General features: G+C 71.8%; 9 protein-coding genes. 2 read left to right on the top strand and 7 right to left on the bottom strand.

Translation table 11 applies throughout. The features are described from left to right. Positions 1-88 precede the first annotated feature (88 nt). From RM609_RS06210 to RM609_RS06225, 4 genes are all read right to left on the bottom strand, one after another. Positions 89-1,360: a cytochrome P450 family protein gene (locus tag RM609_RS06210; RefSeq protein ID WP_311608593.1), complete on the bottom strand. Its 1,272-nt coding sequence runs from the start codon at positions 1,358-1,360 to the stop codon at positions 89-91. A 13-nt stretch (positions 1,361-1,373) separates the two neighbouring features. Continuing rightward, the gene (locus tag RM609_RS06215; RefSeq protein ID WP_311608595.1) at positions 1,374-1,817 is read right to left on the bottom strand and encodes a DUF6479 family protein; all 444 of its coding nucleotides are present in this window, start codon (positions 1,815-1,817) and stop codon (positions 1,374-1,376) included. 75 nt (positions 1,818-1,892) lie between these two features. Beyond that, the gene (locus RM609_RS06220) at positions 1,893-2,978 is read right to left on the bottom strand and encodes a nucleoside triphosphate pyrophosphohydrolase (RefSeq protein WP_438828392.1); all 1,086 of its coding nucleotides are present in this window, start codon (positions 2,976-2,978) and stop codon (positions 1,893-1,895) included. 51 nt (positions 2,979-3,029) lie between these two features. After that, complete coding sequence (locus RM609_RS06225) at positions 3,030-3,647, bottom strand: SurA N-terminal domain-containing protein (RefSeq protein WP_311608597.1); 618 nt, start codon at positions 3,645-3,647, stop codon at positions 3,030-3,032. Between the two features lie 388 nt (positions 3,648-4,035). Here RM609_RS06225 and RM609_RS06230 point away from each other — a divergent pair, with 388 nt between their 5' ends. After that, positions 4,036-5,487: a DUF2079 domain-containing protein gene (locus tag RM609_RS06230; RefSeq protein WP_311608598.1), complete on the top strand. Its 1,452-nt coding sequence runs from the start codon at positions 4,036-4,038 to the stop codon at positions 5,485-5,487. A 45-nt stretch (positions 5,488-5,532) separates the two neighbouring features. Here the strand turns inward: RM609_RS06230 and mfd are convergent, their stop codons facing one another. From mfd to RM609_RS06245, 3 genes are all read right to left on the bottom strand, one after another. Then, entirely contained in the window at positions 5,533-9,084 is a 3,552-nt protein-coding gene (gene mfd, locus RM609_RS06235) for a transcription-repair coupling factor (protein ID WP_311608599.1), read from the bottom strand. A gap of 241 nt (positions 9,085-9,325) precedes the next feature. Then, positions 9,326-11,896: an ABC transporter permease gene (locus RM609_RS06240; RefSeq protein ID WP_311608601.1), complete on the bottom strand. Its 2,571-nt coding sequence runs from the start codon at positions 11,894-11,896 to the stop codon at positions 9,326-9,328. Then, positions 11,893-12,657 (bottom strand): ABC transporter ATP-binding protein, encoded by a 765-nt coding sequence (locus tag RM609_RS06245; RefSeq protein ID WP_438828397.1) that lies wholly within the window; start codon positions 12,655-12,657, stop codon positions 11,893-11,895. Before RM609_RS06245 ends, RM609_RS06240 begins: the two co-directional genes overlap by 4 nt. Positions 12,658-13,092: 435 nt before the next feature. Here RM609_RS06245 and RM609_RS06250 point away from each other — a divergent pair, with 435 nt between their 5' ends. Continuing rightward, complete coding sequence (locus RM609_RS06250) at positions 13,093-14,895, top strand: lytic transglycosylase domain-containing protein (protein WP_311608603.1); 1,803 nt, start codon at positions 13,093-13,095, stop codon at positions 14,893-14,895. Positions 14,896-14,901 lie beyond the last annotated feature (6 nt).

Raw genomic sequence — 14,901 nt, forward strand, 5'->3', positions numbered from 1 at the left:
GTTGGTCGCAGACCATAGCGACGCCTCCCGGGAGTCACAAGCCGGTGTAGCGGAGGTCACGCGCCGATAAATGCCGATTGACCGGGCGTCACACGAGGGGGCTTTTGGGCGTGAACTCCACGGGCAAAGTACGCAATCCACGCATGATCAGGCCGCCGCGCCAGCGCAGGTCCTCGGGTTCGGCGGCGAGGGAGAGATCGGGCAGCCGGCGCAGCAGCGTCGCGATCGCGGCCTGGCCCTCCAGGCGGGCGAGGGGCGCGCCGAGGCAGTAGTGGATGCCGTGCCCGTAGCCCAGGTGCTGGTTGTCGCGCCGGGACAGATCAAGGGTGTCGGGGTCGGCGAAACGCTCGGGATCGCGGTCGGCGGCGGCCAGGACGACGAGCACGGGATCACCCTCGGCGATGCGCTGCCCGCCGAGGGTCAGGTCCTGGGTGGCGAACCGCCAGGTGGCCAGCTCCACGGGGCCGTCGTAGCGCAGGAGTTCCTCGATGCCGGTGGCGAGGAGGCTCTCGTCGCCCTCGGCCAGGGCGTTTTGGAGCCTTTCGCGCTGATCCGGGTTGCGCAGCAGCGCGTAGGTTCCGTTACCGATCAGGTTCACAGTTGTTTCAAAACCGGCGAACAAGAGGATGAAGGCCATCGCCGCGGCCTCGTTCTCCGTGAGGTGCTCGCCGTGGTCGCTCGCCCGGATGAGACCGGAGATGAGGTCCTCCCCGAGGTCCTCGCGCTTCCGGTGGATCAGCTCCGCGAGGTACGTCCGCATCCGCTTGACGGAACGGGCCACTCCGCCGCGTGGCCCGCCGCCGTGGCGGATCATCATCCCCGCCCAGTCCCGGAAGTCGTCCTGGTCCTCGCGGGGGACGCCGAGCATGTCGCAGATGGCGTAGATGGGGAGGGGAAAGGCGAACTCGTGGATGAGGTCGGCTTTCCCTTTCTCGATGCCCTGTTTGTCTAGAATCGTGTCGATCAGCTGGTCGGTGAGCTCCTGGACGCGGGGCGCGAACTCCGCGACCCGGCGCGGGGTGAACGCCTTGGACACCAGCCGGCGCAGCCGGGTGTGGTCCGGCGGGTCGATATTGAGCAGGTGCGTCATGAGATTGGCGCTGCGCTCGCCGGGGATGCCCACTTTCCCCTTGCCGTGGGCGCTCTCGGAGTGGTGCACGGGATTCTTCGACAGCCGCTGGTCGGCGAGCGCCTGCCGGGCGTCGGCGTAGCGGGTGACCAGCCAGGCCTCGACGCCGCTGGGCAGCTCGGTGCGGTGCACCGGCGAGTGCTCGCGCAGCCAGGCGTACGCCGGGTAGGGGTCGGAGGCGAACTCCCAGGTGAAGAGGGGTGGGGCGGGGGGCGTGTGATTCTCGTGCACGCCCCGACGCTACCTAGTGGTGCCCACCGCCGCCGCTGCCGAAGGCGCCGCTGCTGCCGGGGTCCCATTTCTTCCGCTCCTCGGAGAGCTCCTCGGGATGGCTGCCCGGGTTCCTCATCTCATGCGGAAGGCGGCGCTCCCCGTCGGCCTCCGTCTGCATCTCGTCCGGCTCGTGGTGCTCGGTGACGTACCCCACCGACTCCTCGTCATGGGTGTGCCCCGGGCCGTGATCGGGGGAGCTGGGCCCCCGGTCGTACTCCTGCCGGGTCTGCCAGGCGCCCTGGCGGCGCTGCGGCTGGCTCGGCGGCGGGGGCTCCCGGTCGCGGACCCTCCGGCCGACGACGATGGCGCCGATCAGGATGGCGACGACGAAGAGCCCCACGATGAAGGGGGCGATGCCGCCGAGCTGAGGGGGAGCGGCGAGGGCCGCGGCTGTGACGAGGGGATCGGTGCGCATGGGATTCGGGTACCCGTTGGCCGCGCCGTCAAGACCGCCACTGGGCCGAACGGGTGAGCGAACGCCCCGTCCGCGCTACTCCGGGGCCCCGCCACCGGCCTCGCCACGGGTCTCACCACGGGCCTCCTCGGCGGCCCGGATCGCGTCACGATAGGTGCGCGCGGCCGCCCGCAGGGCGGTCTCCGGCTCCACACCGGCCGCCTCCGCCCGTACGGCCAGGGCCAGCAGCTCGTAGCCGACGCCGTCCCCGTCCGGCAGGGCCACCTCCAGCCGCTCGTGGCGGGCCCGGGAGGCCAGCTTCGCGGCGAGGGCCAGGGCGGGCTGCCCCAGCGGCACGCCCTCGGTGACCGACTCCCGGCGCTTCTCGGCGGCCTTCGTCCGCATCCAGTGCGCCTTGACCTCCTCCGGCGTCTCGGCGGACTCCTCCCCGAAGACGTGCGGGTGGCGGTGGATGAGCTTGTCGACGATCCCGGCGGCGACGTCGTCGACGGAGAACGGCTCGTCCGGGTCGTCCTGGGCGATCCGGGCGTGGAAGACGACCTGGAGCAGAACGTCGCCCAGCTCCTCCCGGAGCTCCTCCCGGTCACCGGTCTCGATGGCCTCCAGGAGCTCGTACATCTCCTCCAGCCCGTACTTCGCCAGGTCCTCATGGGTACGGACACCCGTCCACGGGCAGGACACGCGGATCCGGTCCATCACCTGCACCAGGTCGAGCAGCCGGGCGCCGGGCAGATCGTACGAGCCGGGGAGCAGCTCCAGCGCGGGCATCGACTCCCGGCCGGAGCCCGCCAGCCGGGCCAGACCGTCGGTGAGGGCCGACTCGCCCTCGGCGGAGGTGAGCACCACGGCGGTACGCCCGCCCGCCGCGCAGTAGTCGACGAGCTCCCGCGCGACCGGCGCCGCCTGCTCGACCACGACGCCGGCCTCCCCCAGATACGGCAGCTGGGGGTGGCCGGCGTCGGCGCACAGCACCCGGTCGGCGGCGCGCAGCGTCTGCCACGCCGGCCAGGACAGCAGACCGGGGGCGACCCGGTGGCTGGTGGTCAGCAGGACGATACGGCCGAGGGAGTCGCCCTCGGGGGCGTCGGCGGGAGCGTTCACGCGGTCAGTCACACGGCCGAGCCTAAGCGCTCCGCTGGAAGTCAAGCGCTGCGGGCACATCGTGGCTGGTCGCGCAGTTCCCCGCGCCCCTTCGGGCGCGGCCGAGCCCGCTCAGGCGGGCTGTTCGGGGGCGGGCTGCTCGGCGGGGCGCAGCCAGGGCTCCTGGACGGTCCGGGCCGTGCCGCGCTTGGCGTCCCACGTGCCGTAGCGCGGATTGACGTCGACGCGCAGGGCCTCGGACGTCTTCATCAGCTCGTCGACGGCACGGGCCTGGCCGAGCTTCTTCTCCAGCTTGGCGCGGACGAGCCCGGCCGACAACTCCTGGTCGACCTGGTCGGGGGCGATCCCCGCCGCGAGGAACCGGTTGTCGACCGCCGCCGGGCCGCCGAGCAGCTTCTCGACCTCCTCCCGGCGCTCCTGGAGCTCCCGCCGGGTGACGTCGATGCCGTTGTCCCGGCCGGCGGCCTCGATGACCCGGTACTGGATCAGCCGCACCAGGGTGTCCTGGCCGAGCCGGGCGCTGCCCGCCAGCAGCTGCCGCCCCTGCGGCGAGGACCGCTGCGCCTTCCTCACGTCCTCCACCTGGTTCTGGAGCTGGGCGACGGTGATCCGGTCCTTGCCCACCACGGCGGCGGCACCGGGATGCGGGGTGGAGCCGCAGCCGGTGAGCAGGGGCACGGCGAGCAGCCCGGCGGCGGAGACGGAGAGCGCTGTCCTGCGGCGGATCATGAAGCCTCCCGGCAACGGAGATCGTGCGGCATGCGTGGGCAGGGGCGTAGGGCGGGGCGGCGCCCCGCGACGTGCGGTCCATCGGCCTGGCGTTGATCGATGGTAGGCAGTCCGCGTGGCCCAAGCCACTGATTCGGCCAACGATTCGCGGTCCGCCGGGATGCGCGAAGCCCCGGGGAGACTCCCGGGAGAGTGGCATCGCGCGTGCGTCCGGCCCAGCCGCCGGAGAGAGCGCCGGATCCCGGCGTCCGACGGCATCGTGACGCCCGCCGCCGAGGACGCATACTTCAAGACCAGCAGGGAGCACGGACCGCAAGAAAACCGGCTGAAGCCAGCCAAGGGGCACGAAGCAGCCCCCGGAAGCCGTAGGAAGCAGAGAGGACCACCCATGGACTCGGCCACCGCCGACGTGTCGGCAGCAGGCCACAGCCCGGCCGAGGCCACACCGGCCGGCCGCCCCCCGTCCGCCCGGCTGCGCGCACCGGGACTGGACCCCTACTGGGTGGGCGCCGCCCTGTTCGTCCTCTACACCACCCTGTCCGTCAGCCGTCATCTGCGGATGCTCACCATGTCCTGGGACCTGGGCATCTTCGAGCAGGCGATACGGGCCTACGCCCATCTACGGGCCCCCATAGCCGACCTCAAGGGCCCCGGCACCAACATCCTCGGCGACCACTTCAGCCCCGTCACCGCGCTGATCGCCCCCCTCTACCGGGTCTTCCCCACCCCCGTCACCCTCCTCGTGGTGCAGGCCGCGCTGTTCGCGCTGTCGGCCGTGCCGGTCACCCGGCTCGCCGCCCACCTCCTCGGCCGCGGCCGGGGACTGGCGATCGGCATCGCCTACGGACTGTCCTGGGGAGTCCAGCGCGCGGTCGAGTTCGACTTCCACGAGATCGCCTTCGCCATGCCGCTGCTGGCCTTCTCCCTGGAGGCGCTGGTCCGCCGGCGGTGGACGGCCGCGGTGCTCTGGGCGGTTCCGCTGGCCCTGGTCAAGGAGGACCTCGGAGTCACGGCCGCGGCCATCGGCGTGGTGATCCTCCTCCGGCTGCGCGGCACGGGCCGCGACCCCCGCGCCATGGCCCTGGCCTGCGGACTGGTGGCCTTCGGACTGGCGGCCACCGCGCTCGCCCTCGGCGTGATCATCCCCGGCTTCAACAACAGCGGCTCCTACGACTACTGGAACAAGCTCAGCGGCGACGGCGGCCCCGCACCCACCATCCCCGTGGACACCGCCGTCCGCACCCTGCTGTGGATCCTGCTGCCCACCACCGGACTGCTGGCACTGCGCTCACCGGTGCTGCTCGTCGCCCTGCCCACCCTGGGCTGGCGGTTCGCCTCCCACGACGACCACTACTGGGGCACCGACTGGCACTACAGCGCCGTCCTGATGCCCATCGTCTTCATCGCCCTCACCGACGCGCTCACCAAGGCGCGCGGCGCCGGCCGCCAATGGATGCGCCGCTACGCCCACCAGCTGCCCGCCGCCGTCCTCGCCGCGGCCCTCGCGCTCAGCGCGTCCCTGCCGGTGTACTCCCTGACCATGCCGGACACCTACCGGATACCCGAGAGCGTCAAGGCCGCGGAACGCCTCTTCGACCGGATCCCCGACAACGCCACCGTCGAGGCCGACATCACCCCCATAAGCCGGCTCGTCCACCGCTGCCGGGTCTTCTGGATAGGCGACACCCGCGGCATCGTCCCCGCCTACATCGCGCTGCGCATAACCGACGGCCGGACCGCGCAGGACCTCGTCGAGGACGCGCGGCACCGGCACCCGGGGGCCACCTTCACCGTGCTCGGCACCGAGAGCGGCTACGCCGTCCTGCGGCACATCGGCTGACCCGCGCCCGGGTGCTCAGGGGCCCACGCCCCTGAGCACCCGGCCTCAGCCGAGGATCGTCGTAAGAAACTCACCCGTCCACGCGAGCAGCTCGCGCCCGACCAGCGGCTTGCCGCCGATGGGACGGGTCGCCGGGCGGGGCACCAGGATCTGCCGGGTGGCGGGCTTCATGACCGTGCGCGGGTGGAGCCGCTTGAGCCTCAGCTCCTGGGACTCGCGCAGCTCCACCGGGCCGAAGCGCACATTGGAGCCCTGAAGGGTGATGTCGGAGACCCCGCAGGCACGCGCGAGCATCCGCAGCCCGGCGACCAGCAGCAGGTTCTCCACGGGCTCCGGCAGCTTGCCGTAGCGGTCGGTGAGCTCCTCGCGGACGGCCTTGATGTCCTCCTCGGAGTTGGCCGAGGCGATGGCCCGGTACGCCTGGAGGCGCAGCCGCTCGCCCGGCGCGTAGTCGTGGGGGACGTGCGCGTCGACGGGCAGCTCGATCTTCACCTCGAGCGGCGCCTCCGCCTCCTCCGCGCCACCCTCGACCGAGGCCCGGTAGTCGGCCACGGCCTCGCCGACCATCCGGATGTAGAGGTCGAAGCCGACGCCCGCGATATGACCGGACTGCTCGCCGCCGAGGAGATTGCCCGCGCCGCGGATCTCCAGGTCCTTCATGGCGACGTACATGCCCGCGCCCATCTCCGTGTGCTGGGCGATGGTGGCCAGCCGCTCGTGCGCGGTCTCGGTGAGCGGCTTCTCCGGCGGGTAGAGGAAATAGGCGTAGCCGCGCTCACGGCTACGGCCCACCCGGCCGCGCAGCTGGTGGAGCTGCGACAGGCCGAAGTTGTCGCCGCGCTCGACGATGAGGGTGTTGGCGTTGGAGATGTCGATGCCCGACTCGACGATCGTCGTCGAGACCAGCACGTCGAACTTCTTCTCCCAGAAGTCGACCACGACCTGCTCCAGCGCCGACTCCCCCATCTGGCCGTGGGCCGTGGCGATCCGCGCCTCGGGCACGATCTCGCGCAGCTTCGCCGCCGCCCGGTCGATGGACTCGACGCGGTTGTGGATGTAGAAGACCTGGCCCTCGCGCAGCAGCTCGCGCCGGATCGCGGCGCCGATCTGCTTCTGGTCGTACGGACCGACGAAGGTGAGCACCGGGTGGCGCTCCTCCGGCGGGGTGGTGATCGTCGACATCTCGCGGATGCCGGTGACCGCCATCTCGAGCGTGCGGGGGATGGGGGTCGCGGACATCGTCAGGACGTCGACGTTGGCGCGGAGCTTCTTCAGCTGCTCCTTGTGCTCGACGCCGAAGCGCTGCTCCTCGTCGACGATGACCAGACCCAGGTCCTTGAACTTGGTCTCGGAGGAGAAGAGACGGTGGGTGCCGATGACGATGTCGACCGAGCCGTCGCGCAGGCCTTCCAGGACGGCCTTGGCCTCCGTGTCGGTCTGGAAGCGGGAAAGGGCCTTGGTGACCACCGGGAACTGGGAGTAGCGCTCGGAGAAGGTGCCGAAGTGCTGCTGCACCAGCAGCGTGGTGGGCACCAGCACGGCCACCTGTTTGCCGTCCTGTACGGCCTTGAAGGCCGCGCGGACCGCGATCTCGGTCTTGCCGTAGCCGACGTCGCCGCAGACCAGGCGGTCCATGGGGACGGTCTTCTCCATGTCCTCCTTGACCTCGGCGATGGTGGTGAGCTGGTCGGGCGTCTCCGCGTAGGGGAAGGCGTCCTCCAGCTCCCGCTGCCAGGGGGTGTCCGGTGCGAAGGAGTGACCGGGGGCGGCCATCCGGGCCGAGTAGAGCTTGATCAGGTCGGCGGCGATCTCCTTGACGGCCTTCTTGGCGCGCGCCTTGGTCTTCGTCCAGTCGGCGCCGCCCAGCCGGTGGAGGGTGGGGGCCTCGCCGCCGACGTACTTGGTGACCTGCTCCAGCTGGTCGGTGGGGATGTAGAGGCGGTCACCGGGCTGGCCGCGCTTGGCGGGGGCGTACTCGACGAGCAGGTACTCGCGGGTGGCACCCTGGACGGTGCGCTGGATCATCTCCAGGTAGCGGCCGACGCCGTGCTGCTCGTGGACGATGTAGTCCCCGGCCTGGAGGGTCAGCGGGTCGATGGTCTTGCGGCGGCGGACCGGCATCCGGCCCAGGTCCTTGCTGGCGGACTTCTGGCCGGTGAGGTCGGCCTCGGTGAGCACCGCGAGCTTGAGGGCGGGGTCGACGAAGCCGTTGTCGAGGCTCGCGCAGGAGACGTGGACGAGGGCGGGCGTCAGCCCCGGCAGGTCCGCGTCGAGACGGGCGGGGATCCCCTCGCCCGCCAGCACCTCGGCCGTACGGGCGGCGGGGCCGTGGCCCTCGGTGAGGAAGACCGTGCGCCAGCCGTCGGCGACCCAGCCCTTGGTGTCGGCCAGGGCGCGGGCGGTGTCGCCGCGGTAGGTCTCGGGGGCGTGCATGCCGAGCCGGAGGACGTCGCCGCCCAGCCCCTCGTCACCGTCCTCGCCCGCCTCTCCCGCCGCGAACGGACTGACCGACCACCACATGATGCCGAGCTCACGGGCCCGGTCGCGAACGTCGGCGATGCTCCACAAGGACGCGGCGTTCACATCGATGGGAGCCTCGCCGCCGCCGGCCGTGGCGGCCCAGGACGCCTGGAGGAACTCCTGGGAGGTGGCGACCAGGTCGGCGGCCCGCGTCCGGACCCGCTCGGGGTCGCAGACCACGGCCATCGCGCGGGCCGGCAGCACGTCCAGGAGCAGCTCCATGTCGTCGACGAGGACGGGCGCGAGGGACTCCATGCCCTCGACCGCGATCCCCTCGGCGATCTTCCCGAGGAGCTCGCCGAGCTCGGGGTGCTCCTCGGCCAGGGCCGCGGCTCGTTCACGGACCTGGTCGGTGAGCAGCAGCTCACGGCAGGGCGGGGCCCACAGGCCGTGCTCGGAGACCTCCAGGGAGCGCTGGTCGGCGACCTTGAAGTAACGGATCTCCTCGACGTCGTCGCCCCAGAACTCGACGCGGAGGGGATGCTCCTCGGTCGGCGGGAACACGTCGAGGATGCCGCCGCGGACGGCGAACTCGCCGCGCTTCTCGACCAGTTCGACGCGGGAGTACGCGGCGGCGGCGAGGGCGGCCACGACCTCTTCGAGGTCGGCGGTCCGGCCCGTGCGCAGGCTCACCGGCTCCAGGTCGCCGAGGCCCTTGACCTGCGGCTGGAGCACGGACCGGATGGGCGCCACGACGACGCTGACGGGCCCCGCGGCCGGGTCGTCCTTGCTCGGGTGCGCGAGGCGGCGCAGCACGGCGAGGCGGCGGCCGACGGTGTCCGAGCGCGGGGACAGCCGCTCGTGCGGCAGCGTCTCCCACGCGGGGTACTCGACGACGGCGTCCTCCGGGAGGAGCGAGCGCAGCGCCGCCGCCAGGTCCTCGGCCTCCCGGCCGGTGGCGGTCACGGCGAGCACGGGCCGCCCGGCGTCCCGGGCGAGCGCGGCGATCGCGAAGGGACGCGCGGCGGGCGGGCCGACCAGGTCGATGTGCGGCCGGTTGCCGTCGCCCGCGGCCTTCACCGCTTCGGCGAGCGCCGGATCGTTGACGACGGCGTCGAGCAGACCGTGCAGGCTCATGAAGTGCATCCCGTCCCGGGGGTGGACAACGCGACTAGCCCGACGCGGGTGCCCTGCGGGCGGCCGAGCCGGGGGTTCCAGACTACGACGGGGTGCCGACACGTGCCGGGGCTCGGCGCGGGGCCCCGCGCTGACGCGCGCTTGAGGACCGGGGTCCGGGGCGGGGCCCCGGGAAGACGAACGGCCCGGACTCGCACCCCCGTGGCGCGTCCGGGCCGTCGTTTCCTCGGGCAGCGGCCTGCTAGTCCGTCGCGATCGCCCGCAGGACGTTCATCCGTCCCGCCCGGAACGCCGGGATGAGCGCGGCGAGGAGGCCCACCACCGCCGAGCCGAGGAAGACCGTGGTGATCGTCGGCCAGGGGATGTCCAGCACGCCCAGCCCCTGTGTGGCCAGCAGTCGCTGGGACGTGGTGCCCCAGGCCATGCCCAGGCCCAGGCCGAGCAGCGCGCCGAAGAGGGCGATGACCACCGACTCCAGGCGGATCATGCGGCGCAGCTGGCGGCGGGAGAAGCCGATGGCGCGCAGCAGGCCGATCTCGCGGGTGCGTTCGACGACCGACAGGGCGAGGGTGTTCACGACACCCAGGACGGCCACGATGATCGCGAGGGCCAGCAGGCCGTAGATCATGTTGAGCAGCTGGCCGACCTGGTCCTGGATGAGCTTCTTGTAGTCGGCCTGGTCGCGGACCTTGACCTGCGGGTAGTCGGCGACGGCGGCCTTGAGGGAGGCGGCGGCCTCCTTGGCGTGGCCGTCGGCGGCCTTGGCGAGGATCAGCATGTCCAGCGGCATCCGGTCCGCAGGCAGGTACTGCCGGGCGGTGTCGAGGCCGATGAACATCCCGCCCTTGTTGATGCTGGTGTCGTCGGAGGTGATGGCCTTGACCTGGAGCCTGGCCTCGCGGCCGCCGGTCATCGTGACGGTCAGCCGGTCGCCCAGCTTGATCCTGTGGTCCTTGGCGAAGCCCTCGGGGAGGGTCATGGCGTCCTTGCCCCAGGCATCGGCGAAGGTGCCCTGGACGGTCTCCGTGCGGAGGTCCTCGCCGTAGGTGGCCTGGGAGGCGTTCAAACCTTCGGTGACGGACGTGCCGTCGGGGAGGGCGATCCGGGCCTTGACCGTGGTGATCGTCGTGAAGTGGGCGATGCCGGTGGCCCGGCGGACGGCCTCGCTCTGCTTCGGCGTGAGCGGCCCGTGGTCGCTCTGGACGATGAAGTCCGCGCCGACGGACTTGTCGAGCTGGTCCGTAGCCGAGGCGACCATGGAGGAGCCGACCACCGACAGGGCGGCGACCAGCGCGAGGCCGATCATCAGGGCGGAGGCCGTGGCGCCCGTACGGCGCGGGTTGCGCAGGGCGTTGCGTTCGGCGAGCCGGCCGACGGGGCCGAAGACCCGCAGAACGACGGCGCTGATGACGCGGACCACGAAGCCGGCCAGCAGCGGGCCGACGACCACGAAGCCGACGAGGGTGAGCAGTACGCCCAGGCCCAGCAGGCCCGAGCCGGCCGAGGGCTCGTCCGCGTTCGCGGCGGCCAGCAGCGCGGCGCCGCCGGCGGCCGAGAGAGTCAGGCCGATGACGGCCCGGATCCTTCCGGCCTTGCCGTCGGCGGGGGTGCCCGCGTCGCGCAGGGCGGCGATCGGGGAGATCTTCCCGGCCCGCCGGGCGGGCAGGAAGGCCGCCAGGACGGTGACGACGACGCCGAGGAGCAGGCCCACGACGGGCGTGGTGGCCTTGACGGTGAGCTCGGAGGTGTCGAGGTTCATGCCCATGGAGCCCATGAGCTCCATCAGTCCCACGGCCAGGGCGATACCGCCGCCGATGCCCAGCACCGAGCCGACGACGCCGAGGAGGACCGCCTCCACCAGCACGGACCGCAGGACCTGCGAGCGGCTCGAGCCGATGGCCCGCATCAGGCCGGTCTCGCGGGTGCGCTGGGCGACGAGCATGGAGAAGGTGTTGACGATGAGGAAGACGCCCACGAGGACGGCGATGCCGGCAAAACCCAGCAGCGCGTACTTCATGACGTCGAGGACCGAGCCGATGTCCTTCTTGTTCTCGGCCTTGGTCTCGGCGGCGGTCCGGATCGCGAAGTCCGCGCCGTCCGTGCCGAGGGCGGCGGTGACGTTCTGCTTCAGATCCTCGTCGGTGACGCCGGGGGCGGCGGTCAGCCCGTAGCCGCTGTAGGCGCCGGCGCCGCCGAGGAGCCGGGTCTGCGCGGTGGGGGTGTCGAAGTAGAGGACGGCCGCGCCGGGGTTGGTGGTCTTGTACGTGGCGATGCCGACGATCGTCACGGAGAAGTCACCCGGGGCCGCCATGACCCGGAGCCTGTCGCCCGTCTTCAGGCCGTGCTTCTTGGCGGTGTCGGCGTCCAGGACGGTCTCGCCGGGGCCGTGCGGCTCATGGCCGCTGGTGATCTCGACGGACTTCTTCTGGCTCTCGTCCCAGTTGGTGCCGACGGTGGGGGCGCCGGACTCGGGGCTGATGCTCTTGTTCTTCGCGTCGGCCGCGGTGAGCTGCTTGCTGGTGGCGTGCGGCTCGACCTTGGCCACGCCGGTCACCTTGGCGAGGCGGGGCGCCAGGGACGCGGGGACGGTCTCCGGCCGGCCGGTCTCCTGGGCGTCGTCGGTCTTCTTCGGGGAGACGCTGACGTCGGCGGCGGTGGAGGCGAAGAGCTTGTCGAACGTGGCGTTCATGGTGTCGGTGAAGACGAGCGTGCCGCACACGAACGCCACCGACAGCAGGACGGCGACGGCGGAGAGCGCCATGCGTCCCTTGTGCGCGAGAACGTTGCGCAGGGAGGTCTTGAGGACGGTCACGACACCCGCCCACGGGCGTCGAACTTCTTCATCCGCTCGAAGACGGCGTCGGCGGTGGGCTCGTACATCTCGTCGACGATGCGCCCGTCGGCGAGGTAGAGGACCCGGTCCGCGTACGAGGCGGCGACGGCGTCATGCGTCACCATGACGATGGTCTGCCCCAGTTCGTCCACCGAGCGGCGGAGGAAGCCGAGGACCTCGGCGCCGGAGCGGGAGTCCAGGTTGCCGGTGGGCTCGTCACCGAAGATGATCTCGGGCCGGGCGGCGAGGGCGCGGGCCACGGCGACGCGCTGCTGCTGACCGCCGGAGAGCTGGTTCGGGCGGTGTTTGAGCCGCCCGGACAGACCGACGGTGTCGACGACCCGGTCCAGCCACGCCTGGTCGGGCTTGCGGCCGGCGATGTCCATGGGGAGCGTGATGTTCTCCAGGGCGTTCAGCGTCGGCAGCAGGTTGAACGCCTGGAAGATAAAGCCGATCCGGTCCCGGCGCAGCCGTGTGAGCTTCTTGTCCTTCAGCGACGTGATCTCGGTGTCGTCGATGAATATCTGCCCCGAGCTGACGGTGTCGAGCCCGGCCAGACAGTGCATCAGCGTGGACTTGCCGGACCCCGACGGGCCCATGATGGCCGTGAACCGGCCACGGGCGATGTCCACGTCCACCTGGTCGAGGGCGACTACCCGGGTCTCCCCGGACCCGTAGGCCTTGACGACCTGCCGGGCCCGCGCCGCGACGGCCGCTTGGCCTCCGGTGCCCCCGGCCATGGGTATCGATACAGCGGTTGTCACGGTGTGCTTCTCCTATTGCGGGTGTGGGCTCATGCCGAAGCGCCCCGAGCCCCACCCCCCGCACTCCGGCCGCTCACAGAAATGTAGGCAGCGGCCCGGGCCCCACTCCTCCTCCTGCGGTACGAACCGGGAGGTGGAGAACGTACGGCGATACCCCTAGGGGTTCGCAGGGCCGACCCTGACGGAGGCGGGAGCTCCGCTACGCACCGGCCACGCGTCGGCCGCGCAAAAGCCCGGAAGTACCCACTCCGGAAGGCCACTTGCGGAAGAAGAGGCCGCGAAGAATCTGTGAAGCCAGTCCCCGGACAAGACAATTGCGGCCACTGGGAATTAATGTTCGGGTCTATGGCCGAGGGGGGAGACGGGCGAACCCCTTCACACGGCCGCCGGTCTCCCGAGGAAGCAGCCTCCGTGAAGATACTTCGTACCCGCGCTGCGAGCGTCTCGCGCCAGGGACTGTGCACCGCTCTGCTCGTCGCCAGCCTCACGACCGCCGCGGTGGGCGCCAGCCCCGCGAGCGGCGCGTTCGGCGGCGACCCGTCCCCCGGGCCCGACAATCCGCAGCGGAAGCCGCACGGCGTCCCCAACCTCACCCTCCCCGACCTCGTCCCGCGCCCCGGCGCCTCCGGCAAGCCCGGTTCCCCCGCCGGCCGCGGTGACACCCCCGACGGCAGCACGGGCATCCCCGTGACCGCCCTCGCCGCGTACAAGAACGCCGAGAAGCTCGCCGCCGAGCGCTACCCGGGCTGCCACATCCCGTGGCAGCTCGTCGCCGGCATCGGAAAGGTGGAGTCCGAGCACGCGGCCTCCTACGGGCTGCGCTCGGACGGCACGACGGACAGACAGATCCTGGGGCCCCGGCTGACGGGCGGCCAGTTCGCGGAGATCAAGGACACCGACGGCGGCCGCTGGGACGGCGACGCCCAGTACGACCGGGCCGTGGGGCCGACCCAGTTCATCCCCTCCACCTGGGAGAGCTACGGCGTCGACGGCAACGGCGACGGCAAGGCCGACCCCAACAACATCTTCGACGCGGCCGCGGGCACCGCCCGCTACCTCTGCGCCGGCAGCAAGGACCTGCGCGACCCCGCCGACCTCGACCGGGCCATCCTCAGCTACAACAACTCCCGCGAGTACGTGAACGCCGTCCTCGCCTGGATGCGCACGTACCAGAGCGGCCAGGTCGGCACCACGCCCGACACCGGCACCGGCACCGGCACCGGGCCGTCCCGCACGCCGACCCCGCCGTGGAGCGGCCCGAAGCCCACGCCGACGCCGCCCTGGAACGGTGGCAACAACGGCGGCAACGGCGGTACGGGCAGCTCCAAGCCCGGTACGCCCTCGAAGCCCTCGACGCCGTCGACTCCGAACAAGCCGACGCCGGACAAGCCCAAGCCCGACAACCCAAGCAAGCCCGATAACCCGGACAAGCCCACCCCGGAGAAGCCGGCCGCCGTCTCCCGCCTCGACCGTGTCGGCGACGAGCAGCTGACGGCCACGGCCGGCGAGACCTTCGCCGACCAGCCGGCCGTCCGCGCCCTGACCGCCGACGGAAAGGCCGCCCCGGCGGGCACCCGCGTCACGTTCGAGGTCGTCGGCCTGAGGACCGAAGCCCGCTTCGAGGACAAGAGCCGCACCGCCACCGTCACCGTCGACAAGGACGGCAAGGCCGTCGCCCCGAAGCTCACCGCGGGCAGGCTCGCCGGCGACTTCACCGTCCGCGCCACGGTCGACGGCAAGGGCGGCGCAAAGATCACGGTCGACTTCGCCGGCACCGTCAAGGCAGCACCCGCCCCGCGCGCCACCGCCCTGGAACGCGACGGAAAGGGCGACCTGACGGCCGCTCCGAAGAGCTCCTTCAAGGCGCAGGTCAAGCTCAAGGCCACGGACAAGGGCAAGGCCGTCGCGGGCGCGATGGTCACCGCCACCGTCCTGGAGCGCGACGGCAAGACGCCCGCCACGACCGGCCCGTACTTCCTGGACGGGGGCGAAACCCCGCAGCGCCGGGTCACCCTCGTCAAGACGGACGAGAACGGCTACGTCACCCTGCCGACGCTGTTCACCGACGAGCACGCAGGAACGTACATCCTGCACCTGACCACGACCGACGGCGCGATCCTCGACCTGGAACTGACCGTCGCGGCCCCCGCGACGCAGACCCCGGCCCCGGCCACGCCCTCGGCGACGCCCTCGACGACACCCACCAAGAAGTAACGAGAA

Origin of the sequence: Streptomyces hesseae (assembly GCF_031845785.1) — a bacterium.
GTDB lineage: Bacteria > Actinomycetota > Actinomycetes > Streptomycetales > Streptomycetaceae > Streptomyces > Streptomyces hesseae.

What these genes read in the sequence shown, in the direction of transcription:
- RM609_RS06245 (WP_438828397.1), bottom strand. Translation starts at nt 12,657, where the DNA reads ATGGCCGGGGGCACCGGAGGCCAAGCGGCCGTCGCGGCGCGGGCCCGG.
- RM609_RS06220 (WP_438828392.1), bottom strand. Translation starts at nt 2,978, where the DNA reads ATGTGCCCGCAGCGCTTGACTTCCAGCGGAGCGCTTAGGCTCGGCCGT.
- RM609_RS06225 (WP_311608597.1), bottom strand. Translation starts at nt 3,647, where the DNA reads ATGATCCGCCGCAGGACAGCGCTCTCCGTCTCCGCCGCCGGGCTGCTC.
- mfd (WP_311608599.1), bottom strand. Translation starts at nt 9,084, where the DNA reads ATGAGCCTGCACGGTCTGCTCGACGCCGTCGTCAACGATCCGGCGCTC.
- RM609_RS06230 (WP_311608598.1), top strand. Translation starts at nt 4,036, where the DNA reads ATGGACTCGGCCACCGCCGACGTGTCGGCAGCAGGCCACAGCCCGGCC.
- RM609_RS06215 (WP_311608595.1), bottom strand. Translation starts at nt 1,817, where the DNA reads ATGCGCACCGATCCCCTCGTCACAGCCGCGGCCCTCGCCGCTCCCCCT.